This is a genomic window from Nocardiopsis nanhaiensis (genome assembly GCF_054778635.1).
Genome location: NZ_BAAGZJ010000030.1, coordinates 1 through 23,718 on the forward strand (window position 1 = coordinate 1; position 23,718 = coordinate 23,718).

Genomic DNA, 23,718 nt, shown 5'->3' on the forward strand with positions numbered 1-23,718 from the left:
CCACCACCCAAGGGCTGGACCTGCGCACGCACGTGGACGCGGGTGGTGTGGTGATCGCTCGCCTGCCCAAAGGGGTTCTGGGCCAGGACACCTCCTCGCTGCTGGGATCGCTGCTGTTGTCCCAGGTATGGAACGCGGTGCTGGCCCGAGCCCGCCAACGTGAGGCCGACCGGTCCGATCTGGCGATCTACCTGGACGAAGCCCAGAACTTTCTCACCCTGCCCTATGGGCTGGACGACATGTTGGCCGAGGCGCGTGCCTACCGGGCCGGCCTGGTGCTGGCCCACCAGGACCTGTCCCAGCTGCCCCGGGACCTGCGCGAAGCCGCCTCCGCCAACGCCCGATCCAAGATCTACTTCGACGTCTCCCCTGAAGATGCCCGCCAGCTCGCCCGGCACGTGCGCCCCAACCTCGGCGAACACGACCTGTCCCACCTGGCGGCCTTCCAAGCCTCGGCCCGCCTGGTGCTGAACGGGGCCCTGTCCCCCAGCTTCACGCTGCGCACCCGACCCCTGCCCCCGCCGGTCAAAGGGCGGGCCACCGCGGTGCGCAAAGCCGCCCGACGCCACTCCCCGCCCAACTAAAGCCCACGTGCCAAGGAGAAGTACCCCTGTGTTGCGCACCCACCACCCCACCCGGCCCGACCACCGCGCCCCCACCCGCCAACGCACCTCACCCCAAGTGCTGCACACCCTCATCCACCGACTCACCCCACGCGACCGCCAGATCATGCGCCTGGTGTGGGAGCACCGCACCCTGACCACCCACCAGATCGCCCGGCTGCTGTTCAGCTCCTACTCCATGGCCAAAGAGCGCCTCAGCGTGCTGTACCGCATCCGAGCCCTGGACCGGTTCCGACCCTACGCAGCGCTGGGCTCGGCCCCCTGGCACTACATCCTCGATACCCCCGGCGCCCAGATCCTGGCCGGAGAAGCCGGGCAAACCCTGGTCGAGTTCGGCTACCGCCGCGACCGTGCCCTCACCCTGGCCTACCGGGCGAGCCTGAACCACACCGTGGGGGTCAACGCCTTCTTCGTAGACCTGGCCTCACACACCCGCGAACACAACACGCACCTGCGGTGGTGGACCGCCGCCCAATGCGCGGCCGAGTGGGGCGACATCGTCCGACCCGACGCCGCCGGACACTGGAGCGAAGGCCACCAGCACGTGCGCTTCTACCTGGAACACGACCGCGGCACCGAAACCCTGCGCCGCCTGGCCGCCAAGCTGGACGCCTACACCGAACTGCGCCGCATCACCTCCCACCGCCAAGCGGTAGTGCTGTTCCACCTGCCCTCCACCCAACGCGAGCACAACCTGCGCGCCCGCCTCCCGCAACCGAGTGTGCCCGCCGCCACCGCCGTGCACGGATCCCATCCGGCCGGGGCGGTGTGGGCCCGCCTGGACGACCCCACCGGTGAACGGCTGCGGCTATCGCAGCTGCTGACCACACCCGTGCTGCAGCCGCCGCTGCCCACCTGGGAGGTGGGGGGTGGCTAGTCCGCTCGGCTGCGGATGCGGCCTGATCCTGGGCCTGCTCGTGGTAGGGCTGGCCGCGTCCCTGACCACCGCGCTCACCGACCAGGCCCACCCCGGCACCACCCCCGAGGAGGTGGAAGGCATCGACCCGGTCCTGCTGGACGCCTACACCCAGGGCCCGCAGATCCTCAACGAGCCCGAGTACTCTCACTGCACCGGCCTGCGCTGGCAGATCCTGGCCGGGATCGGATCAGTGGAGTCCGACCACGGCGCCACCGTCACCATCGACGCACAGGGCAACACCGACCCACCCTTCGTCGGCCCCCGCCTGGACGGCTCCGGCGTCGGCGGCAACCTCACACCCCACTACGACACCGACGGCGGACACTGGGACGGCGACACCGAGTACGACCGCGCGGTGGGTGTGACCCAGCACCTACCCGCGAACTGGGACGCCTACGGAGTCAACGCTCGCGACGGTGGCGAGGCAGACCCGCACAACGTCTACGACAGCGTCGCCAGCACCGCGGTCGAGCTGTGCCAAAGCGCTCAGGGTGCCTCGGTCGACTTCAACGACCAGACCGACCTCGAGGAGGCGTTGTTCCGGTACAATCCCGCGGATTGGTACGTGGACCAGGTCATGGCCGAAATCGAGCACTACGACACCGAGCACCCGCCGACCGGTTCCGGCGTGGCCGGTCCGGGCAGCGCGGCCGGTATCGCCGCCGCGGAATGGGCTGTGGAGCAGGTGGGCACACCGTACGCGTGGGGCGCGACCGGCCCCGACGCCTTCGACTGCTCCGGTTTGACCATGAAGGCATGGGAAGCGGCCGGAGTGTCGATTCCTCGCGTGACCACCGACCAGTTCACCCACGGCACCCGCGTCGACCGGGAAGAACTACAACCCGGAGACCTGCTGTTCTTCAACGTGGGTCCCGACCCTCAGCCGGGCCACGTCACCATGTACATCGGTGACGGGGAGATGGTCAACGCCCCCTCGACCGGCAATAACGTACGGATCGACCCCATCGAAATGCCGTACTACGCTAACGCGTTCGCCGGGGCCATGCGCCCCCAACTCTGACGCCTCGGTCAGGCAAAAGGCCACCGCCCAAGCGCTAAGGTGCCGCGAACGACGCCGTGCAGCGGCGCGCCGCACGATGCGTAGAGCGAGAACCGATACGTGATCTTCGGAGTACACCGTGACAGCACCGAAGAAGACCTTAATTCCGCCCAACCCCCTGATCGACGCCTATGACCTCCTCGGCATTCCCGTCGTTTACCTGAGCATGCTGGCGAGCATGTGGCTCCTGACAGAGGTTCCCATCACGGTGGCCACAGCGCTGTGGTTGGCCGGGCTGGTCATCTCTGGGTGCGCCCTACTCCTGGGGGTGCGGGCCCTGTTCAGGATCGTTCGACATAAGCGGCAAAGCTAAGGCAGGCGCATCCGAACGTCTGCGGAGCAGGTCGATGTGCTCGTCAAGCTCATCCAGAGTCAGGCGCTCAGTGGCCTCGCGCACTCGGAGTTGCACTTGAGCGTCATTACCCCCAGAACTCTCTACAGCGAGCAGGCCTGCTGCGTTCTCACCGTGGTCGGCGGCGGCGCAAACCGGCCAAGCTCCACGGCGACAAGGGATACGACTACGAACACCCGCGCCGATGGCTCCAAGAACGCGGCATCGTCCACCGCCCGCCCCGCAAGCAAGTGGGCTCCTCACCACGATGGGGCCGCTATCGGTGGCAGGTCGAGCGCCCTATGGCCTGGTGGCCGGATGCCGTCGGTTGCACCGCCGCCATGAACGCACGCCACACTTCCTGGCTTTCGTCGGTATCGCCCGCACACTGATCTGCCCCCGCAGACTCACCAAAGGGTATGAGCTCTCAAGCCGTTCGTGCAGAGGGCAAGGGGGACAGTTACACCAAGGCTCTGGCTGATCTTGTCCACAACGCCAGCAAGGAAGGCCACATCTCACTCCCGAATTTTGGTTTTCCCAGTCTTTGTTGGTAGTAAGATGCCCAGAACCAATCATGGGGAGGCACCACATGGCGCGTAAGCAAGTCGTGACATTCGTGGATGATCTAGACGGCTCTGAGGCTCAGGGCACGGTTCAGTTTGCTCTGGACACCAATGCCTATGAGATCGATCTGTCAGAGGCCAACCAGGAGGCTCTGAAGGAAGCCCTAAAGCCCTTCCTGGAGGCCGGTAGGAAGAAGTCTCAGTCTCGTCCCCGAGCCAAGGCCTCTACCTCATCTCGGTCTTCTCAGTCCCGAGAGGAGATCCAGCGCATCAGGACCTGGGCCAAGGAGAACGGCTACACAGTCAACGAGCGCGGCCGGATTCCCAACAGCATCCTGGAGGCGTACCAGTCCGGTAGGAGTGCCCCCGTAGCTGGCGCCCAGGGCAAGGCCCTCAAGCTCCTGTCCACGGGATCGATGTCCTCTGAGGGTCCGGCCAAGGCCACAATGCTCACAGATTCGGAGTTCACCAAGTGGGCTCACAAGCTCCTGGCGGATGAGTCAGAACTTCCCAAGGACGACATCAAGGCTGTGGACTTCACCCGACTCCAGTCAGACCTGAAGACCAAGGCGTAGACGCCCCCCGGGAGGCCCTGAGAACCCCCTGAGAACAACGAAAAGACCCTCCCTGAAGAAGGCTCCACGGGAGGGTCTTTTTATGCCTGAGAATCGACTTGAGGGCCCTCTGTGAGAGTTGGAATAGATGAACCAGCCTAAGAAACTCAAGACTCAGAAACCCCAATCCCCCGAAGGAAAGACCGACGTGCTCTTCCCTCCTTACGCATGAGGAACGGGACCTCTCGCTCCACTCCGACAGCCCTTCAGCCCCACGGTCACATGTTCGCAATATAACGAACCGGGGCGCGAGTGTAGCGCTCCTCCCGAGCGTGTCCAGGATCTGAGCCCATCGCAAGAAAGCGTGTGAACCCTACCGTCGACACGGGCCTCCCCCACCAACTGCGAGCATGGTGGGGCATCTCTTGGACCTGGGCCGCTCTCACCGGTTAGACTGAGCGCGTCGGGTGTAACGTTTGCTTGGTTGTTAACGCTCTCCCGAGGGAGGGCCGGGGCCATGCCCCGGCCCTTTTCGCTCTCAAGGGCCCTGTCGGGGCGGGGTGACATCGACCCACGCCCCGCTCACCCACAGCTGCACCCGTATCACCTGTGGATCGTCGGCGAACGTGGCGGCGCAGGTGCGGGCGTGAGCGTAGTCGGACTAGGTCCCCCCGGGTAAGGCGTCCATGATCCCCACCAGGTCGGTGCTCGGTCCCTGCTGCCCGGTGCGGGTCAGCTGCACCAGGTAATAGCCCCGTTGTTGGGCGCGCGTGGTCTCGCGGGCCATCTGGTATTCGCGCGCCAGCCCACGCGCCAGTTCTTGCCATTCCAGTACTTTCCCCTCGGGTTCGAGGCTCATCAGCGCATAGGTCAGCAGCACCTTGACGGCGCGGGCTGTCTCGCCCTCGAAGGTCACGTTCTGGCCGTGGCCGGCGATGTTGCCCAGCCGTACCGGCTCGCCACCGGTGTGCACCCAGACCTGTGCCGACCACTGGTCGTCGCCTTTCTCGGTCAGGTCGCTCACACGGATGGGGAACTTGGCGGGAATGTGCAGTCCGGTGTGGGGCAGCCGGGTCAGCTGTGTTCTCGACTGGTCGCGGTCGGTGGCGGTGCGGGGTGTGACCCTCATCCACAGGTCCCGCATCCAGGCCTGGGCGCGGGTCACATCGGTGGTGAACAGGGCGGGGTCCACCTTGAGTTCGGGCCCCGGCCCCAGGGGTGCGGGTGCCTCTACCCGGTGCAGGGTGATGGTGCCGTCGGTGTGGAAGGCGCGCACGGCCACCGTGGGCGCCTCGGACTGGGCGGCTTCGGTGATGGCCTGCGCATAGCGGTATTCCATGACCAACTCGCGCAGGACCTCCTCACGTGGCGGGTGCTGGCCACAGGTGGTCTGGCACTGGGCGGCGAAGTCGATCAGCCGCTGGTGCTGGGCAGGGCCCACGTCGACCTCGATGGTGTGCGCTGCGAGGGTGAGGTGGCCCAGGACGGCATCGCCGTCCTGGAGTGTGGCCAGACTGCTGCCATCAGCCAGCAGCCTGGTGTGGGTGGTGCGTAGCCGGGTGGTGGGCACGTGCAGTTCGGTGTAGGGCAGCCAGGTCATCGATTTCCTCCATTCGGTTAGGTCAGGGCTGTGGACTCTGGCCCGCAAGCGCCCATCGGGGGCGCGGCGGACCTGGGAGTGGGGAGAGGAGTGCGCGGCGTTGCGGGTGCTGTCCTGGCAGGGGGTTGTGCCGGGTGGGGCTCGGGGCCGGTTGGCCCCGAGCCTGAAGGGTCAGCGCGCCAGCAGGAGGAGCGCGATGTCACTGGTGGCAACCGTGTCGACTCGTGCGATCTCGGATGCGGTCCCGTGGGGTGTGGTGTAGGTGCGGGTGATCTCGTGCAGGTCGACCTCGGGGCTGCCCTCGTAGGGCACGGTCAGGACATGGCGGCGGTACAGACGGTGCGGGCTTGGTACCGGGAACGCCTGGGGGTCGCCTTTGCGCACCAGATGGACGGTGCGCCCGTGCAGCTCGACCAGGTCTGTACTGGTGTCACCAGGCCGCTGTGGTGGTTGGGGTGTGGGTGCGATGGCGAGGATCTCGGTCAGGTTCACGGTCTCCAGCCACGCTTGGTGCGGTGGGTTTTCGGGGCCGCGCGACAGGACCTGGTCAACCTCCACCTGGTTCGGGTGGGGCTCGCTCAGGCGCAGGGTGACGGTGGGCAACGTCTGTTCGGGGATGTCGTGGTCGGGAACGCTGGCCAGGGTGAGGGCTACTGCTCTGCCCGCCCAGGTGCGCACGTGGTCCGGGGTGTAGGCGCCGGGGCGTTGCGGGGTGGGGCCATGTGCTTTATCGGTCATGGGTTTTTCCTCCTTCTCGTGGCGGGGTCGGTGCGGGTGTGCAGGGCAGTGAGCATGCGGCCACTGGTCTGCATCTGGTCCGCAGTGCGGGCCAGATCTGTGGTTTCGGCGCGCTGTGCGTACGCAGTGCGGAGGGCATCGCTGGTGAGGATGTCGCCGACGCCGAGCACCACACGAGGTCCCAGGTCCCAGAGCACGGCGTTGACGGCCGCGCTGGCGATGGCCAACGGGTCGATGTCGATGCCCACCCACTCCACGCGCGCCGGATCCTGACCCCGCTCGCGCATGAGCTGGGCCATCGCGCGCCACAGCCCGCCCGTTCCGAGGCTGGGCTCATGCACGCTGCGCACATCACAGGGCAGGGACAGGGCCGCTTTGAGATCGGCCACGCCGGTAGGGGTGTAGAAGGAGCCCGTTGCGGTGGCGGCGGTGCGGCTCTTGAGCACGGTCAGCACCACCCCGAGCAGATCCACACAGCGGCGCGTCTCGGTGTGACCGGTCAGCTCGAACAGTCCTGTGCGCACGGCCGCGCGGGCGACCTCGCCTGCGGCGTGCTGGGCCTGTTCGGGCATCGGGGCACGGCCGAGCCAGGCCAGCGTGAAGGGGGCCAGGGGGTTGGCCAGGTCGGGGCGTGTGCGCAGCAGGTGCACCCATTGCCTGCGCACGAAGTGGCCCACCTGGTCGGTGTTCCATCCGGTGACGGTTTGAACTGCTGGGGCGCGTTCGGCCGGGGTGGGGGCCAGCAGGGCCAGCGCCGCCACGGTCGAGAGAGCAATGTCGGGGTGGCCGGTGCCGTGGGTGCGGTGCCGGGCCTGGTCTACAGCCTCAGCGATAGCGTGCGCGCGCCCGTGCGGGCGGGGGTGGGGTGATGGCATGGGCAGCCTCCCGGGCGGGGTGGCCACGTGGACCACCCCGTCGCGTGTGCGGTGAGAGCAGGGGTCAGGCGGTCAGGTCCGAGAGGTGGGGGTCGAACGGGCGGTGTTCGAGCACCTGCCAGTTGGGGTTGTCGGACCAGCCCACGAACGCCACCGGGCGGTGACGGTCGTCGGCGTCGGAGCCGGCGTGGGGGTGGTGGGAGGTGAGCACACCCAGCCCTGAGGACGTGATGACGTAGGCCCATTCGATGAACAGCGGGGCGCACCCTGACGTCTCGCCGAGGTGGCAACGGCAGATGAGCGCATCGGCGGTTTCGCAGCGCTGCCCGTGGCAGTAGCACTGCGGGAACTGGCCGTGCAGGGGGTCCTGATGGGACTGGAACCCCGCGTAGGCGAAGTGTTCGGTGGTGAAGGGACGGTCACCGTCCACGGTGGTGGGCGCGATGAGGGTGGACCATCCGGCCGGGTGCTCATCGATGAGCGTCTGGGCCATCAGCTCGTGGTCGCCGTTGAAGGTGTCGTGGTAGAGGCGGAACAGCTCATGGCCGAGTCCGGTGGGGTAGGCGTCGAAGTGGTGGTAGCGGCCAATCCACCCACCACCGGGGGTGGGGCAGGCGATGGCTCCGCGCGTGCTCATGCCCGCTCCCCCTCTCCGGCGATCTGGTCGGCCAGATCGGCCGCTGTGGTGAGCTGGTCGGCCAACTGACGGGCGGTGGTGGGGGTGAGCGGGATCAGGTGGGCCAGGGCGCCCGCGGGGCGGGCCCACATCATGACGTGGCCCGTGTCGGGCTCAACCGAGGCGCCCGCGGTGGGCGTGCTGGGTAGGGTGGACATTGCTGTCACTCCTCACTGAACAATCTTTATGGGGGTTGTGGGTGGGTGGTGCGGTAGGGGGCTGACCTGCTCCTACAGGTCAGCCCCGCGCGCGTGGTGCTAGTCGGCGTTGGTTGCGGGGGCGCGGTAGAAGTCCACCCAGCCCCGCTCTGGGCCCGCCCACAGTTGGGCGCACACGGTGTTGGAGGGCATGTCGGTGATGGTGTGTGCGAAGGTGAGGGCCTGCGCGTAGTCGGGGTAGGCCACCGGCAGGGTGAAGGCGGTGTCGGCGGGGATGCCGATGTCGTCGAAGAAGCGGATCCTGTAGCGGTGCTTCTTTTCATCGCGGGCCACGTCGCGGGACCACTCGTACTCACCGGTGAGCTCGTCCAGGACGCGTTCCTGATCCACCGGCGCACCGGCGCTGGTGCGGCACTGGGCCACGAATTCGGCCAGGGTGGCCCGTGCTGCGGCTGAGTCGGCACGGAACAGCGTCATGCCCCCGGTGCCCTGGTTGTCGATGGTGCCGAGCCTGGTGCGACCCTGGCGCAGCACCGCCGACCAGGCGATGCCGGTTCCTACGTCCACCTCTTTGAGGCTGGTGACACGGATACGGGTGTGGGGCACCTGCAGTCCGGTGTGGGGCAGGGTGATCATGTGGGCTTCCCTTCGTTGTGTGCGGATGTGGGCCCGTACACGGGCCCGGGGTTCGTGGTCGGCGCACCACACGGCGCTCTCTCCTGCCATCGGGTGCTATCCCTCGAACAGGTCGGGGGCACCGGTCATGGCCGTAGTCGAGGTGTGCGGCGCCTGCGTTGGCAAGGGCCGCCCGTGTGGGGGCGGTCCCCATGCGGATGTGGTTTGCTTGGGGTGGGCCGCCCCCAGCTGCGATGGGGGCGGCCCACTCGTGTGGGGCACCGTCGGCCAAAGGGGTGCTCATCCCGGGGATCCGGTGTCCTCTTCGCCACGGTTGCGGACAGACTCCGTCCATTTGTGTGCGGGCAGTCCTGCGTCCAGGGCCATCGTGACCAGGCGGGCCATGTTGTAGTTCGGATCGGCGGCCAAAGCCACGTCCAAGGCCACTCGGGCCATGGGAAGGTCGCGACCCAACCAGGCAGCCACAGCGGTCAGGGCGGCGGGAGCGGCGCGATCACTCGGTTGGGCCGCCCGGGTGATGCGGGCCCACAGCTCCAGGTCAGTGCGCGCGGTTTCCACTGTCATGGCTAGCCACGCGGTGTCGCGCACCTGGAGATCGCGCAGAACCACAGCCAGGCGGATCAACGCGCCGACATCGTGCGGGCCGGTGCCGGTGCGTTCGGCCTCGATGGCTTCGCGTACCAGCGCCATCCCGCAGTCGTCCAGGCGTTCGGCCTCGGACTCGGCCGCGCGCGTGGCCTCCACTACGGTCTGCGGTGGCACTGATGGGTCCGGCTCCAACCGTTGGCGGCTCGTGGCGGCCCGTTGCGCCGGTGAACAGGTCTGAGGCGCGTGGGGGGCCAGCCCTCGTAGGACGGCCTCAGCCGGTGCCGTGGCACGTGCGCTATCGAGCTTGGTGCCCTCAGGCGGGCAGCAGCCCGGGGTATCGCACACGTAGGACCAGTAGCGCCCCTGATGTACCCGCAGAGCCTCCAGAACCCTCACCTCGTGGGCGGTGGCGGCTGCTCTGATCGCGTCGATGGGCGCGGTGACGGTATCGCCGCTGCCGTAGCCGACGATGATCAGGCCATCGCAGTCCTCGGACACGGCCCACCGTGCGAGAGGTTCGGCCGAAGAGATAAAGACGTCGGTTCCGGTGGGGTCCAACTCGCGGCGCGCGATGCAGTGCACCGCTCGTCCACGCATGGCGAGGATCACCAGCCCGGATCCGGGCGGCTCGCCTCCCAGCAGGTAGGGCAGGGTCGTGACGAGGTCGTTGGGTGAAGCCAAGCGCAGGGGGTTGTCGGTGTTCACGGGTGTTCCTTTCCTGGTGGGTGTGGGCTGTGCCTAGGGGGTTAGTTGTCGGCGCACCACACGGCGCTGTCTCCGGCCATCAGGTGCCATCCCTGGAACAGGTCGGGGGCACCGGTCATGGCTGAGTCCAGGTGTGCGGCGACGACGTCGGTGACGGTTTCGGGGTCCTCGGCCATGCCGAGTAGGTAGATCACGGCGCCGGTCTCGTAGGGGTGGACGTCGTGGCTGATGACCACTACTTCTGTCGCGTTGGCGTCGGTGGTGGTGAGGGTGGTCAAGGCGCGTGTGAAGTGGGTGGAGACGGTGAACTGGTCGTCTGCGGTCAGTGCGGTGTCCTCGTCGGTGAGGGCGAAGACCTGCACGCTCACAACGGCCACGGGGCACCTCCAAAACAGGGGTGGGGTTGCCTGGTGGGGTGGTGGGGGCGCGCGTGGCGCGGCGACACAACAGCCGGTCAGGGCCGGTCAGCGCACGGACATGAGCAGATGCCGGTAGGCCCGGGTGTCGGTGAGACCGTCGGGGGTCTGAGTCAGCAACACGGGCTTGGTGGGGCTCTGGATGTGCAGGCTGATGGTGGGGTCAGAGAAGGTGCGCAGCGCCTCAGTCATAGACCTGGGGTTCAGTCCCACCGCCACATCGGCCTTTCCCTCGGTGGTGGCGGGTATCTGCGGCGTGCGCAGGTACTCAGACCCTTCCTTGATGGTGGGCGCTACGCTGACCGCATCTGAGGCGACCCTGAGTACCAGAGGGCTGTTTTCTTCCTTGGCGGCCATCACTTTGGCGGCCTGCTGGGTGTGGGTGAGCAACTGCTCACGGTTGACCACGACCGTGGTCGCCGCACTGGTGGGCAGGTAGCTGCTGTAATCGGTGCGGTAGTCGATGAACTCGTTGTCGTTGTGCAGGCTCATGATGACCGACACCGGCCCGCTGACCAGGGACACCACTTCGTGAAAGGCGGTGGGCCCGTAGCCGATGCTCACCTCAGGACCCAGGCGCGGCAGGATCTTGCCCAAGGTCGAGCCCTTGACCAGCACACCAGCGGCCGGAGCGATGTCGTCGCCGATGCTGCCGGGTGCGTGCCCTACCGCGAGCCGGTAACGGTCACTTCCCGCCACGTGGAGCCCATCACCGGTGGTGGTGGGCTCGATCCGCACCCCGGTCAGCCCGGGCAGGGTGTCATCGCGCCCGATCGCCGAAAGGACCCGCTTGACTTGATCGGTGAACGAGGCACCGTCCACGCAGGCGAACACCTCAGGCAGCGTGGGCAGGGTCGGGTAGTCCTCCACCGGCAGCAGCGGGATCGGCATCGTGCTCTGTGCCAGGGTCACCGTGGCGCACGAGGCTTCGGGCGCTTGCACCGTCACCGGCAACGGGTCGGCGGTGCGCTTGGTGTGCCCCTGGGTGAGCGCTTTGAGGAGTTGGGACAGTTCTTGGTGCGGAAGCAGCATCCGGCCCGGTGCCTGTACCGCATCGGCCAGGGTCACCGTGATGGTCGTGGCGTAGTTGAACCCTGACACCTGCAGGTGGGGGCCATTGCTTTCCAACAGCACCCCGCCGAGCACAGGCACGGTGGGGCGCGTGGCGATCGCGGCACCCACGGTGTCCAGTGCGGCGGACAGGGTGGCGTAGTCGGTGGTGAACACACCACCGACCAACAGGTCATCAGCGGGGTTGAAGGCGGTCGTGGTCATGATGGTCTCCCCTTTTCGGGTCGTGGGTGGGCAGACTTCCGGGGGTGGCGCCCCGGTGGCCGGCCACAGCCACGGTGCGGCTGTGGCCCACCAGCGGCGCGCACCTAGGCGGAAACAGCCTCGGTCTCAGGCACAGCGGCCACCACAGCGGTGGTGATCGCATCCGCTGCCGCCATGACCTGTTCCGCGCTTGCGCGTGCGGTTGTGGCGTCTTGGGCCCATCCGGCCACGTAGGGCACCGAGTAGGGCAGGCTGTCCAGCCCCACCAGGTTGGTGACCAGGCACGCCACCGATTCGGCTTCCACTTCCCGCATCGCGCGAGGGATGGCGCGCGTCTCGTGCTCGCACACGATGTGCGCCAACTCGTGGACCAGGGTTTTGACGGCTTGGGCGTCCTCGACGGTGTCGCTGATACGCACCGTGCGGGTATCCCAGTGCACCCACCCGTTGGCGGGCGCGGTCTCGCCCCGTTCGATCGTGTAGCCGCGCTGGGTGATCTGGTCGGCGGTTGCTTCCCACAGGTGCGCCGGTGCGGCGCCGTTCAACAGGCGCGGGGTGGCCTGTTCGGTGTCGGGGAGCGGTTCACCCTCGGTCTGGGAGACGTCCCACACGTAGACGACCTTGAAGCCGCCCAGCCGGTAGCGCGGGTTCCCGTCCCTGTCTTGGACAGGTTCGTTGTCCTCATCGCGTACCCGGAACTTCTGTGGCGCGTAGATGCGCAGCCCTGGGTGTCCGGTCTTGATCTTCCTGCCGAGCGCGTTCCAGTCGCTTTTGCGTCGAACGTCGGTGGCATGCTCGCACTGATGCATGATCATCAGAAGGTTGTTGAGTGAGTACCGACGTAGCCACGCAGACGCGTTCAGCATCGCGTGCCACCCTTCAGCCGTGGTGAGGGTTTCCACCTGTTCCATGAGGGTGTTGTGGGCGGCGCTGAGCCGTTCCTGTCGCTGCTCTGGGGTCAGTCGCGGTCGCTTCCGTGTCTTCTTTCTAGGCGCCACAGTGGCTCCAATCGACATACCGGCATTCGACGAACGGGGAGATGAGTTACAGAACGCATCTCCGGTTCTCCCTAGCGGGCATGGCGTGCGCTCCACATGTGGAGCGCCACCAAACGCGCTAGTAGCCTGCCGTTTCCTTACACACAGACCGGACCGTGTTGGCGTAGCATTCACGGGCTGTCGCTTCATCGTCGGGAGCGAAACGGGAGAACCCGAATCGGTTCCCGGTAACGGCGACCACGGTGTATTCACCTTCCGTGTTTCTTCGGAAGGTCACGAGGGTTGGGCCGATGCGAGCCTTGGCAAGCAGCATGATTTTTCCCATCTGATGGATCCACATTCCGACACTGGTGAGGCGCTTTGATCCGTCGGTTCTAGGTGTCAACGCGGTGCGCCGATCCGTGGGTGGGGTGCTCCATCCGGAGCACCCCACACGGGTTCTTTAGTCGTAGGGCTGGTAGCCGAATTGGTTGGTGGCTATCGCGATGGTTTTCATCATTTCGCGATAGCACACGTCCTGAACTGCAGTGAGGGTTTCGTCCGGTTCGTGTTCCCCGTACGCGTCCGAGTAGTGATAGGTCCCGTCGATGTATTCGGTGTAGACACTTCCGCCAGCATCGTGCAGGTAGAAGATACGGACCGTGGTGGGCACACCCTCACGGGTGTGATCGTGTGCGATGAATCCGCGCTGGAGTTGCGTCCGGGTGTACATGAGATCCCCCTCACGTCTGTGATAGGTGATGGTTTGCTGTGCCTGGTCGCCACGGTGGCGACCCTGCGGGAAACCTCCCCCTGCTGGGGGTTGGGCTTAGAGAACGTTTCCGCCACCGAAAGCGCCGTACTGGCAATCGATGAAGATGCATGCGGTTTCACCGGGATTGCAGTGGCACCGGGATTCACACCCGGGGCAGCCGTAGTGACGTCCGGGTGGGTGTGAGTGGTACACGTGGCCGATTTCGCACGGGTCCCAATGGGTGCAGGGGATAAGACGCATGGTGCCTCCCTTAGGTGTGTGGTGGTTCGGGGTGCTGTTCGCCGCATGAATGCGGCGAACAGCACACGGGCGTTACAAGCGCTCGACTCGCACACCGCCCCGGGGGCCGAAATACACGTGTCGGTCCGGCAACGCGGGATCACTGTCGGGGCTGGCGAACAGGTGCAGGCAGGAATCCGATCCCACCACCGGTGTGAGTACGCTTTCCGGTTCCCGATTCACGAACTGGAACCGTTGCCGGAACGAATACCCAAGGTGGTATCGCGCGGCCAGCGCATCCTTTGCTGCCTGCAGGGAACTGAACTGTTCCATGTCGGACTCTGGGTCAGTAAGCCCGTATCCGTTTCCGCTATGCCACAGGCCATACCAGGTAGACATAAGACTCTCCAAAAGGTGACGATCAGGGTCGTTTGCTTGGTTGATTGATATATACCCACAATGCGACCCGAAACACTTTTTCCCCGGGGGTTTTTCGAATCAGATTTGACTATCGCCGACCGTTCAATACAAACACCGGAACAAACACCAGAAAGGCCGATGCAGACCCCATGAACAATGCATTCATGTATTTACTATTACTAGTAGCACGAGTCGAATAATCGAAACTAAGAAGAGTGTCGATAGCTCAAATGTTCAGCCGAAATGCCGCCCTCAGAGAGTTTGCAGGTGTGCCTGCGGCATCTGTCGGGAGGGCCATCGACACCCCCTGCGCATGCGCTCACCTGGGGTTTTGCGCACGCAAAACCCCGCCCTTCAAAGGGGCGGGGGTGCTGGTGGTCCGGTTAGCGGGCGGGCGGCTGACCGTTTTTGGTCATACGCAGCCCCACCGGAATTCGGGTGGTCCGACCGATGATGTTCTAGTTTATTCGGCGCTTTCGAGGACGGCGGCGCGGTCTTTCAGGACACGCTGGGCGGATTTTGTGTCGCCTTTTTCCTCATACCTTTGCGCCAGCGCTCGAGCTGCTCGGTCGGCCGTGGGGTCGATGTTCAGGGCACGGCGGAGCATGGAGATGGCCTGCCGAACACCGACATCAGCAGAATAGTCGGTGAGCGCTTCGACTATTCTATTCCTTATGCTCACCCGTATGGCTTCGGCCCACCGGTAGTCGGCCTGGGCGGCAAAGCCAGCATCGAGCAGGGAGGCAGCGCTGGTGGCCAGCACCGGGCCGTCGTCGGCCTGGGCGGCCTGGTCCAGCAGGTCGTCTAGGCGCCACAGGTCGCAGGCCACCAGGGCCGGGTTGAGGCGATACATCTCGCCCCCGTGGGTGATGAGCCCGGTGGCGGCCTCGCCCAGGGCGGGGCGGCAGGCCGAGCGCAGTGCGGTGCAGGCGTCGTGGAAGCGCCTGATCCCACGGTGGGAGGCTTGCTCGGGCCACATGTCCTCTGCGGCCGCTTCCAGCCGGACCCCGGCGGGGTGGGCGGCCAGGTAGGCCAGCACCTCGAAGGCAGTCTGGCGGTGGGGGCGCACCTGGTGTCCGTGCACGGCCAGGGTGATGCTGCCCAACACCGTTACCTGCACCGCCCCGGGAGGCGGTGGAGCTTCCTCCTCCTCGGCGGGTGGATCGGTACTGGCCTGGCCGGGTTCTGGGGCGTGCTCGTGCTGTGGCTCGGCTGACTCCTGGAAATCCGTGGACTGGACGGGTTCGGCTGACTCTTTAGTATGCCTGGACTGGTCGGGCTCGGCGTGAGCAGGCGCAGCCGGTGTGGGTGCGTCGTGGTGGCGCATCAGCTTCCGGTGCAGTGGGCCAGGGGCGGTTCCGGGCCAGGCGTGGCCTGTGATCTCGGCCAGTGGAGCCTCAGCGGCGGTGATGGCACCGTGTTCGTTCAGGGTCAGGGTGGGCCCGTCCGGGGTGGGCCAGGGGCCCAGCAGGACCGCGCTGAGCGGGGCGCCTTCTGTGTGGGCGAGTAGAGAGGTCACTTCTGCGGCCACGGCGGCCTCGGCTTGGGCGAGCAATACGAACTGCGGCCCGGGCGCACGAGCCTCCTGAGGTTCATCGTCGTCGTGTTCGTCGGCTGCCCGGTGGTGGGCCAGGACCTGGAGCTGGAGCAGGGTGAGGGCATCGTCCACGGTCTCGGTCACCACGACCGGCGCGTCCTCGCTCAGCTGCGGCAGACGCTGACCCTGATCGAGCAGGGCACGCAGGTCGCCCTCGGCCACCACAACGTTCAGCTCCGACTCTGCTGCATCCAAGGAGCGGGCCACCAGGGTGCGGGCTCCGCCGTTCGCGCCGAGGCCGGTGATCCCCACGCCGGGAACGCGAGCCAGGTCGATCAGCGCCAACTCGGGTCCAGGTGCCTCCTCGGTGTCGGTGCGCGGCGGGTTTGCAGACGCAGCCATCGCGACTGCCTCAGGCTCGTGCCGGTCCTCGTCCGCGTCGTCTTCCCCGGTGGCTGTGGGTCGGCCTGTGCGGCGTTCGGCCGCCATGCCTGCCACCACTCCGGCCGCACCGGCCGTCATCGCCAGGATCAGACCGCCGGGCAACGACAAGCCCACCGCCGGGGCTTGTTGCTCTTCTGCGTCCTGCTCACCGTGGCCTGGGGCATCCTCTCCGGGCTCCTCGGGTGGGGGCGGGGTCACCACCACGCTGTAGGAGATCTCCACCCGCCGCTGTTCGGCATCAGTGGCACCTTCCAGGAGCGCGCGATCCCCCTCGCCGTGGACCTCGATGTCGGCATCCTCACCCAGGTGCGTACGCAACTCCTGCTCAACCGCATCGGCGCGCCGCTCGGACAGGCCGGTGTTGTAGTCGGGATCTCCCGCGGCGTCGGTGTGCCCGGTGACCACGATCGGCAACTCCGGGGCACCGTGTTGGTCGATGAGCTGGACAGTGGCTGCCAGGTCCTGGGCCATATCCGAGGTGAGGTCGGCGGAGTCGTAGCCGAAGGCGTCGACCACGGCCGAGCGCTCGACCACGAACGGCTCGGCCGGGTCCTGCTCGGGCTGGTCTTTCTCCTCTTGTTCGTTCTGGGCGGCGGTCTCGGCCACTGTGGCGGTGGCGGGTACTGCATGCGCTGCGGCGGGAGCGGCGGTCAGGGTGCCCAGGGTGGTTGCGGCCAACAGCTGCAAGGGACGCAAAGGCCCCATGGAAAGGGGGCGTCGTCGCAGGATGGCGACGGCTTCGGCGACCAACGCCATCAGGTGCAGCGCCCACAAGGCCCACAGCGCGACGATCAGCGCTGCCGTGGCCACCCCCGCGGGCAGGCGACCGCTACGCAGGTGCACCTGCCAGGACAGCAGCGACACATCCACCGACGGCCAGGCCAGCGTGGTGGCCAGCCACGGCAATCCGGCGAGCAGGACGAGGGTGGTCACGATCGCGGCGATCTGGCGCAGACGTGTCATGGATACCTCACGGAGAGAGGGGCGGTTCAGTATCGGTGACCGGGGTGGCGCTGGCAGCACCGGAGGCCGTGCGCGAGCCCACCGGCAGCAGGCGGAAGGTGAACGTGGTACGCGCGGTGACAGTGACGACGTCGCCGTCCACGCTGGCCGAGCCCTGGACCCCGGCCTCGGCAAGGAATTCTTCGGCGGCCGCGGTCGCCGAACCCGGGTCCAAGTCCACGGTGCCCTCGGCCCGGTAGGTGGCAAGGTCGATCTGCTGGGCCCCGGCCCGGGCCGCCTCTTGGGCCAGTTGGAGGTTGCGGTTGCGCTCAGACAGAGCGGCGCCCACGTCCAGGACAAAGGCCACCAGCAGCAGGAGGGCGGCGGCCATGACGATCAGGAAGGCCGTGGCCTGACCGGCGTCCCTGGTGTGATCTGGTTCCTTCATGGGGCTGCCGCCCTGACCTGATCCACCAAGCCAGCCACGACAACGATGGATGAACCCAAGAACCGCACCCCCGTCATCAGGCACCACCCGCACTCGGGTTTGCCTCATCTCTGTCTTCAGAATTGATGAACCCCAGAGCTTCGCCCCTGTGGGTGTCGACCACCGAAGCGGCAGTGCCCTCGATGGTGCGACTACCCGGCACGCCCAGACCGCTCAGGTCGGACAGGTCCGCAGTGCAGGTGAGCGTGACCGCCACCGTGGCCCCGGGGTGGAGCCCGCCGGTCTCGATAGCCAGGTCGTAGGTGGCACAGCTGAGATCGTGCGTACGCACCGCGTTAGCAGCCGCAGTCTCCGCAGCCGCCTGAGCTTCGGCGGGGGTGCGCTCCAGGGTGGCGGCCCTGGCGGCAGCCGAGGCGGCGGCGTCGGCGGCCATGGTCGCCGAGACGGTGCGGTGGGCCAGCAGCACCAGCATCGCGATGAGGATCAACAGCGGTGTGAGCAGTGCGAGTTCGGCCGATGCCGACCCCCGATCCTGCATAGTCCACGAGTGTTTCATGGGCCCTCGCCGCCGGGTGGGGTGTGCTCTTCGATTGGCCCGGAGACCTGCGTGTGCACGGGCAGGTCTAGCCCGGGGACCATGGTGGGCACCTGCGCGTGCACCTGCACCGTGGCCATCGTGGCCTCGCGCTCGACAGTGATGGTCAGGTCCTGGAGGAGGTGGCCGCGTAGCTGGTCGGCGACCTCGTTGGCGCGTGCGTGTCCCTCGGTTTCACTGGCCTCCAGAGCGCGGGCGGAGGCGTGGCCGTGCTGGGCGATGGTCTGTGCGACGTGGTCGGCGTGGGCCCACAGGGCCACGTGGACCACCAGCACCAGAAGCAAAAGCATGAGTGGGGTGGCCACGATCAGTTCGGTGCTGCCCCGGTCACGGTCGGGGTCGGTGGGGTGGGGGGCCAGGTGGCACATCATGGTTCAGCCCAGGGTGATGGACTCGGCCCAGTCCAGCACGGTGTCAGAGATCAGGGCCAAGGCTCCCAGGGCGAGGATGACTAGGGTGGCGGTGACCGCGACCGCTTCGGTGGAGTAGCCCTCATCGGAGGAGGTGGGCCTGCGGATCTGTCTGATGAGGGGCAGCATGGTCGTCTCCTTGTGTGCGGTGGGGTTCACATGCCGGTCAGGACGAGGTTCAGGGCGGGGTAGCCGATCAGCACCAGGAAGCCCGCGAACATCACCACCACCGGCAGGCTCATGCGCTCGGTGGCCGACTGAGCGTCGGCCTCCAGCTCCGCGAGGTGTTGGGTTCGCAGGGAGGTGGCTTTGGCCGCCAGGCTGGCGCGCACCCGGGCGCCGTCGGCTCCGGCCAAGCGCAGGCTCGCACCCAGTTCGTGGGCGGCGGGGACGTCGTAGCGTTCGCCGAGGTCTTCCAGGGCGGCCCAGGCGGGTTGGTGGTGGATGCTGGCGGTGTACAGGGCCGTGCGGATGCGTCGCAAGGCCCAGGTGTCACTGGCCCGGGTGGCGTCGCTCAACGCGCCGGTGACGCCGGCGCCTCCGGCCAGGGCGATGACGACCAGGTCGCAGATGGCGGCGATGGTGTGGCGCATCTGTTCGGAGCGCTCGCGGGCCTGGTCGCGCACTTCCAGGTCGGGGGCGATCCACAGCACGAGCGCGAACACGAACCAGGCCCCCAGGCCCAGCACGGGGGTGAGGGACACTCCCAACAGGCCCAGCAGAGTTCCAATCCCCGGTGGGACCAGGACGGCGAGGGCGGCCATGGCAGCCTTTTGGGACAGGTAACCGGGCACGTCCCGCTCACAGGCCTGCAAGCGGCGCCGAGTTCGAGCCGTGGGCAACCCTAGGAGGGCGAGCAGTGGAACACCCGGGGCGCCGAGCCTGCGCGCCCAGCTGGCCGGGGTGTCTGGCCCCGTCGTCGAGGCAGAGTCGGCGGAAGGTGCAGGGTCCTGGAGGAGTTCGGCCAGAGAAGGGCGGGCCAAGCGCGGCAAAAGGGCGGCCCACAGGCCCGCGGCGATCAGGGCCCCGCCAATTCCGGCGAGCACGAGAGGGTTCACACCCCCACCCCCTCCTGGTCTTCCCGGGCCAGGACGCGGCGCCCCAGATCGGTGCGGGCCAGTCGGGCGAGCCAGACCAGCCCTACGGCCCACAGGGCGCCGACGGCCAGCAGTATGAGTTGGCCGAGGCCGGTGTCGTAGGGGGCCAGGTAGTCGGCGTTGATCAGCATCAACCCTGCGGCCATGCCCAGGGTGGTGCCACAGATGATGCGGGCCGAGGTGCGGGTGCGGGCGCGGGTGGCGGCCACGCGCACCAGCATCGCCGCCTGGTCACGTGCGGCCTGGGCCAGGGAGGTCAGCAGCTGGCCCAGGTCGGCGGCCTGGCGTGTGGCCGCGCTGGACAGGGCGGCTACGACCAGGTCGGCGTTGGGCACATCCACCCGGGCCGCAAACTCCTCCAATGCCTCTTGCGGTGGCCTTCCTTGGTAGAGCTGGTCGGCCAAGTGGGCTACGTGCTCGCGGATGGGTTCGGGGGCGGTGGGCACGGTGTGGGCGATGGCCTGGTGCAGGCCCGCGGCTCCGGCCATGAGGTCGCGGATCTGTTCGGCCCAGCTCGCGATGGCCTCCACCCGGGCCACTTGGGCGGTGTGTGCGTGATCGGGGCCCAGCAGGCGGGGCAGCCACCACATCCCGGCCACGACGAGCACCACCGCTGCGGGCCATGCGGTCAACACCCACACCACGGCCCCGGCCAGTGCAGCGCCCACCGCGTGCAGGAGACGGCTGCGGTCAAGGCTGGCCAGCTGAGGGGCGAGGCGACCTGTGCGCCAGGTGAGGGCTCGCCCCAGGTGGATCAGTGCCAGCCCTGCGCCCGCTGCCAGGAGCAGACCACCACTGCCGGCCCACAGGATCGCTGCGGTATTCATCGCCACCGCCCATTGCTCGCCGGGGCCACCATCAACTGGGCCACATCGAACCCGCCACGGCCCAGCGCCTGGACCGTGGCGGGGCTCGGGGGTGCGGCCGCAACCGTGCCGCCGTTCTCGTGACGGTAGATTTCGTTGGACAGCACCTGGGCCCCGTCCACCCCGACCACCTCGCGCACGCTGGTGACCCGGCGCTCGCCTTCGGGGGTGGCGTCTACGTGCACCACCAGATGCACCGCGGCGGCCACGAGCAGGCAGGTCGACTCCAGCGCAAGGCGATCCGACAGGGCCGCGTAGGCACCGAGTTTGGTGAAAGCACCCCCGGAGCTGGAGGCGTGCAGCGTGGTTACGCTGCCGTCGTTGCTCTGCGACATCGCGTTCAACAGCGGGATGGTCTCGGCCCCGCGGGTCTCGCCCACGATGATGCGGTCCGGGCTCATCCGCAGCGCGGCCCGCACCTGATCGGCGACGGTGATTTCGCCCTGGCCCTCGGTGTTGGGCGGGCGGGCATACAGCGCCCCGGCGTCCGGGTGCGCAGTCTCGTCGCGCTCCAGCCCGAGTTCGGGGATGTCCTCGACGGTGATCACCCGCTCGTGCGGGGAGAACTCCGTGGCCAACGCCCGCAGCAGGGTGGTCTTCCCGGCCCCGGTGCCGCCGGTGATGACGATGTTGCGGCGCGAGCGCACCGCCGCCCGCAGCAGAGCCACCAGCACCGCATCCAGGGTGCCCAGGCGGCGTAGTTCCCCCAGGCTGGTGGTGCGGTAACGGTGGCGGCGGATGGAGACCATCGGCTGGGCCGACACGTCCATCACGGCGTTGAGCCGCGACCCGTCCGCCAAGGACATGTCCAGGATCGGGGCGGCGGCGTCGAAGCGCCGCTCCCCCATCGGGGCCTCCGCGGCGATCCTGCGCACCAGGGCGATCAACTCATCCGAGGTCCGCACGATGGGGGGTCGTTGCTCGCGCCGCCCGTCGGCGTAGCGCACCCACACAGCGGTCCCGGTCAGGTTGATGTTCTCGATCTGCTCATCGGCCAACAGCTCTTCCAAGGGCCCGAGCCCGCCCACGCGGGCCAGCACCTGGTGCAGCACCGCTTCCTCGGTCGGACCGTCCAGGACGGGCTGACCCCGCGCCAGGGCGCTGCTGGCGCGCTCCTGCAGCACTTGGCGGGCCACACGCCGCACCTGGGCCCGGTGCTCGGGTGCGGTGGGTTCGCGCTCCTGGGCCCGGGCTGCGGCGCTCAACCGTTCGGTGACCTGCGCGGCGACGTCGCGCACCTGGTCAGCGAGGTCCACGCCGCTCATGGTCGTCCTCCCAGGAACGCCTGAACCGGGTCCGCAAACCGGCGGGGAGGTGCGCTGTCCGCGAGTGTGCGGCCCAGGGCCTGGGCGGCTTTGATCAGCGGGCGCCGGTGCAGACGGCGCCCCGCGGGCCTGCGCCCGGCCAGAACGGCCGCACTGGTCGGGTCCCAGGGCAGGTGCCCCCACACCGGTACCCCAACGGCTTGCTGCACTTCCTGGGCAGAGCGGCCGGGCCCGACCACCACCACGCCCAGGCGCGAGTCCCTGCCCACCGAATCGGTCAGCGTGTCCTTGAGGCGTTTGAGGTGAGCGAGGTCGCCGGAGGTGAAGACGACGTGGCACTGTGCTTCCTCGGCCAGCGCCATGACTTCCGCTTCCGGGGCCACCCGCCCCAGGTCCACCAGCGTCACGCCTGCCCACCGGGTTAAGGCTTTGGGGTGCTGGGTGATCAGGTCCAGGGCGCTCGCGGTGCGCTCGGCGCTGGCCGGGGCTAGGCACACCCGCACCCCTCCGGGCAGGACTTGCAGGAACCGAGCCTCGCCTGGGTGGTCGTGGTCCTGTCCGGGGCGGTTGGCCGCGGCCAGATCGGTCAGGCCCGGCCACACCGGCAGGTGCCACCAGGCGGCGATATCACCACCGCTGGCGTCGGCCTCCACCACCCGCACCGCCGCGTCGGCGGGCCAGGTACTGGCCAGGGCCAGCGCCGCAGTGGTCACGCCGGGTGCCCCGGAGAGCGAACAGAAGGTCACCATCATGAGCCGTCTCCCGGGGTGTGGACCAAGGCGATCTCACCCTCGGCCGCAGCCCGGGCCACATCGGAGGCGTGGGAAGAATCGATCACCAAATCCACGCGCGTGTCACCATTCGACGTCTGGTCCAGAACCCCTACCTGGGCGGGGTAGGACACCTCGCCCGCCTCCTCACCGGTGATGACCACGGCCACCTGTGCCCCCGGCCCCACCGACGCGGGCACCCGGCCTGGCTCCACCGCGGCACTGACCTCGACCTGGCCTTCGGCCAGATGCTCACCCTCCCCGCCCAGCAGGCCCTCGCCGAGCAGCGCGCCTTCGGCCACCGGCATGGTCAGCACCGACCCCACCGCCTGTGCGGGGTCAGAGACCGTCGAAAGAGTGTCAGCACCGGCCAGGTCCACCACGCGTACATCGGCCGCGGTGACCTGATGTCCAGCGGGAAGGTCGGCGGCCGCGACCAGCACGGGCTCGCGCTGGTCCACTTGCGCCAGGGCCAGCATGGCGGCTGTGGCGCCTGCGACCATCAGTGCCCCCATGAGAACCAGTGAGCGCCACCGGCGTCGTGTGTGGGGAAGGCGCAGCGGCGTGGTCTCGGGCTCGCCGCGCGCCCGGGTTTGGGTGTCTACCATCGCCTTCCTCTCATGTGACCACGCCGGAGGACTCGATCACCCGCACCTGGGTGGAGGACTCCGTCGACAGGGCGGGAAGGGTGCCACCGTCCTCGTCGGTGCTGGTCCACTCCACCTCCCAGGAGATCTGTGCGACCACGTCGTGCTCCCCGGTGGAGGTGTAGGTGTGCCCGCAGTCCGGGGAGGCGGCATCGGCGTCGTGCGTGTGCGGGTTGTAGACGGTCCCGGGGCCGTCGCACTCCTGTGTCGTGCCATCGCCCATCTCCCAAGACACCGAGGTCGGAGTTGCGGTTACCGTCACCGCACCGCCCGGCACCTCCGCCGTCGCCGACTCCGGACCCCAGGCCTCGGAGTCGAGCCACAGCCACACCGGCACCTGGACCAGGATGGGTGCCTGGCTACTCGGTGACATCGAGATGTCAGGGGCGGAGAGAGAGAATTCGGCATAGGCGGCGTGGGCCACGGCTTCGTGGTCAACCTCGTCCTCGACGGCCTCTGCCCCGCCGGAACCGGCGCCCCCGGCTAACGCAGTGCACGTCTGCGTGAGCGAGTCCACCTCGTCACAGTCCGGTTCCGCCGTTGCCGTCTGAGTGCCACCGTCATTCGGCTCGGCTTCAGGCTCCGCGCC

Annotated in this window: 27 protein-coding genes and 1 pseudogene; 6 read left to right on the forward strand and 22 right to left on the reverse strand. The window is 67.8% G+C overall.

Annotated features, from left to right (window positions below; genetic code table 11):
• From ACYVD1_RS15960 to ACYVD1_RS15985, 6 genes and pseudogenes are all read left to right on the forward strand, one after another.
• On the forward strand, positions 1–584 hold a 584-nt coding region (locus ACYVD1_RS15960; RefSeq protein WP_460772872.1), incomplete at its 5' end, for a TraM recognition domain-containing protein.
• A 28-nt stretch (positions 585–612) separates the two neighbouring features.
• Positions 613–1,500 (forward strand): replication-relaxation family protein, encoded by an 888-nt coding sequence (locus tag ACYVD1_RS15965; RefSeq protein ID WP_460772874.1) that lies wholly within the window; start codon positions 613–615, stop codon positions 1,498–1,500.
• Complete coding sequence (locus ACYVD1_RS15970; RefSeq protein ID WP_460772877.1) at positions 1,493–2,563, forward strand: C40 family peptidase; 1,071 nt, start codon at positions 1,493–1,495, stop codon at positions 2,561–2,563. The genes ACYVD1_RS15965 and ACYVD1_RS15970 overlap by 8 nt, the downstream gene beginning before the upstream one ends.
• 118 nt (positions 2,564–2,681) lie before the next feature.
• A complete protein-coding gene (locus ACYVD1_RS15975; protein ID WP_460772880.1) occupies positions 2,682–2,915 on the forward strand; it encodes a hypothetical protein in 234 nt (77 codons plus the stop codon).
• Positions 2,916–3,055: 140 nt separating this feature from the next.
• Positions 3,056–3,348: pseudogene (locus ACYVD1_RS15980) on the forward strand (transposase); the annotation flags it as partial.
• 174 nt (positions 3,349–3,522) lie between these two features.
• A complete protein-coding gene (locus tag ACYVD1_RS15985; protein WP_460772882.1) occupies positions 3,523–4,071 on the forward strand; it encodes a histone-like nucleoid-structuring protein Lsr2 in 549 nt (182 codons plus the stop codon).
• 640 nt (positions 4,072–4,711) lie between these two features.
• On the opposite strand, the gene ACYVD1_RS15990 is transcribed toward ACYVD1_RS15985, so the two are convergent.
• From ACYVD1_RS15990 to ACYVD1_RS16095, 22 genes are all read right to left on the reverse strand, one after another.
• On the reverse strand, positions 4,712–5,650 hold the full coding sequence (locus ACYVD1_RS15990) for a hypothetical protein (RefSeq protein WP_460772886.1): 939 nt from the start codon (positions 5,648–5,650) through the stop codon (positions 4,712–4,714).
• Positions 5,651–5,821: 171 nt separating this feature from the next.
• A complete protein-coding gene (locus tag ACYVD1_RS15995) occupies positions 5,822–6,388 on the reverse strand; it encodes a hypothetical protein (protein ID WP_460772889.1) in 567 nt (188 codons plus the stop codon).
• Positions 6,385–7,263 (reverse strand): N-6 DNA methylase, encoded by an 879-nt coding sequence (locus ACYVD1_RS16000; protein WP_460772891.1) that lies wholly within the window; start codon positions 7,261–7,263, stop codon positions 6,385–6,387. Before ACYVD1_RS16000 ends, ACYVD1_RS15995 begins: the two co-directional genes overlap by 4 nt.
• Positions 7,264–7,327: 64 nt before the next feature.
• On the reverse strand, positions 7,328–7,900 hold the full coding sequence (locus ACYVD1_RS16005) for a hypothetical protein (RefSeq protein ID WP_460772895.1): 573 nt from the start codon (positions 7,898–7,900) through the stop codon (positions 7,328–7,330).
• Positions 7,897–8,097: a hypothetical protein gene (locus ACYVD1_RS16010; RefSeq protein ID WP_460772898.1), complete on the reverse strand. Its 201-nt coding sequence runs from the start codon at positions 8,095–8,097 to the stop codon at positions 7,897–7,899. Before ACYVD1_RS16010 ends, ACYVD1_RS16005 begins: the two co-directional genes overlap by 4 nt.
• A 99-nt stretch (positions 8,098–8,196) precedes the next feature.
• Positions 8,197–8,823, reverse strand: a complete 627-nt coding sequence (locus ACYVD1_RS16015) for a hypothetical protein (protein WP_460772900.1) — start codon at positions 8,821–8,823, stop codon at positions 8,197–8,199.
• Between the two features lie 189 nt (positions 8,824–9,012).
• Positions 9,013–10,026, reverse strand: coding sequence for a DUF4192 domain-containing protein (locus tag ACYVD1_RS16020; RefSeq protein ID WP_460772903.1), 1,014 nt, complete (start codon positions 10,024–10,026; stop codon positions 9,013–9,015).
• Between the two features lie 41 nt (positions 10,027–10,067).
• Positions 10,068–10,403: a hypothetical protein gene (locus ACYVD1_RS16025; RefSeq protein WP_460772906.1), complete on the reverse strand. Its 336-nt coding sequence runs from the start codon at positions 10,401–10,403 to the stop codon at positions 10,068–10,070.
• An 87-nt stretch (positions 10,404–10,490) separates the two neighbouring features.
• Positions 10,491–11,717 (reverse strand): DNA polymerase III subunit beta, encoded by a 1,227-nt coding sequence (locus tag ACYVD1_RS16030; RefSeq protein ID WP_460772910.1) that lies wholly within the window; start codon positions 11,715–11,717, stop codon positions 10,491–10,493.
• A gap of 104 nt (positions 11,718–11,821) precedes the next feature.
• The gene (locus ACYVD1_RS16035; RefSeq protein ID WP_460772912.1) at positions 11,822–12,628 is read right to left on the reverse strand and encodes an ArdC-like ssDNA-binding domain-containing protein; all 807 of its coding nucleotides are present in this window, start codon (positions 12,626–12,628) and stop codon (positions 11,822–11,824) included.
• Between the two features lie 529 nt (positions 12,629–13,157).
• Entirely contained in the window at positions 13,158–13,427 is a 270-nt protein-coding gene (locus ACYVD1_RS16040) for a hypothetical protein (protein WP_460772915.1), read from the reverse strand.
• A 1,144-nt stretch (positions 13,428–14,571) separates the two neighbouring features.
• Complete coding sequence (locus ACYVD1_RS16045) at positions 14,572–17,052, reverse strand: OmpA family protein (protein WP_460772917.1); 2,481 nt, start codon at positions 17,050–17,052, stop codon at positions 14,572–14,574.
• Between the two features lie 7 nt (positions 17,053–17,059).
• A complete protein-coding gene (locus tag ACYVD1_RS16050; RefSeq protein ID WP_460772920.1) occupies positions 17,060–17,479 on the reverse strand; it encodes a pilus assembly protein TadG-related protein in 420 nt (139 codons plus the stop codon).
• Between the two features lie 76 nt (positions 17,480–17,555).
• The gene (locus ACYVD1_RS16055) at positions 17,556–18,017 is read right to left on the reverse strand and encodes a TadE/TadG family type IV pilus assembly protein (protein WP_460772923.1); all 462 of its coding nucleotides are present in this window, start codon (positions 18,015–18,017) and stop codon (positions 17,556–17,558) included.
• A gap of 14 nt (positions 18,018–18,031) precedes the next feature.
• Entirely contained in the window at positions 18,032–18,445 is a 414-nt protein-coding gene (locus tag ACYVD1_RS16060; protein WP_460772925.1) for a TadE/TadG family type IV pilus assembly protein, read from the reverse strand.
• A 3-nt stretch (positions 18,446–18,448) separates the two neighbouring features.
• A complete protein-coding gene (locus ACYVD1_RS16065) occupies positions 18,449–18,613 on the reverse strand; it encodes a hypothetical protein (RefSeq protein ID WP_460772927.1) in 165 nt (54 codons plus the stop codon).
• A gap of 26 nt (positions 18,614–18,639) precedes the next feature.
• Positions 18,640–19,542: a type II secretion system F family protein gene (locus ACYVD1_RS16070; protein WP_460772930.1), complete on the reverse strand. Its 903-nt coding sequence runs from the start codon at positions 19,540–19,542 to the stop codon at positions 18,640–18,642.
• On the reverse strand, positions 19,539–20,408 hold the full coding sequence (locus ACYVD1_RS16075) for a type II secretion system F family protein (protein WP_460772932.1): 870 nt from the start codon (positions 20,406–20,408) through the stop codon (positions 19,539–19,541). The genes ACYVD1_RS16070 and ACYVD1_RS16075 overlap by 4 nt, the downstream gene beginning before the upstream one ends.
• On the reverse strand, positions 20,405–21,712 hold the full coding sequence (locus ACYVD1_RS16080) for a CpaF family protein (protein WP_460772935.1): 1,308 nt from the start codon (positions 21,710–21,712) through the stop codon (positions 20,405–20,407). Before ACYVD1_RS16080 ends, ACYVD1_RS16075 begins: the two co-directional genes overlap by 4 nt.
• Positions 21,709–22,464 carry a hypothetical protein gene (locus tag ACYVD1_RS16085; RefSeq protein ID WP_460772938.1) on the reverse strand — a complete coding sequence of 252 codons (756 nt, stop codon included), beginning with the start codon at positions 22,462–22,464 and terminating at the stop codon, positions 21,709–21,711. Before ACYVD1_RS16085 ends, ACYVD1_RS16080 begins: the two co-directional genes overlap by 4 nt.
• Positions 22,461–23,090 carry an SAF domain-containing protein gene (locus ACYVD1_RS16090; RefSeq protein WP_460772941.1) on the reverse strand — a complete coding sequence of 210 codons (630 nt, stop codon included), beginning with the start codon at positions 23,088–23,090 and terminating at the stop codon, positions 22,461–22,463. Before ACYVD1_RS16090 ends, ACYVD1_RS16085 begins: the two co-directional genes overlap by 4 nt.
• 10 nt (positions 23,091–23,100) lie before the next feature.
• On the reverse strand, positions 23,101–23,646 hold the full coding sequence (locus tag ACYVD1_RS16095; protein ID WP_460772945.1) for a hypothetical protein: 546 nt from the start codon (positions 23,644–23,646) through the stop codon (positions 23,101–23,103).
• Positions 23,647–23,718: the final 72 nt, after the last annotated feature.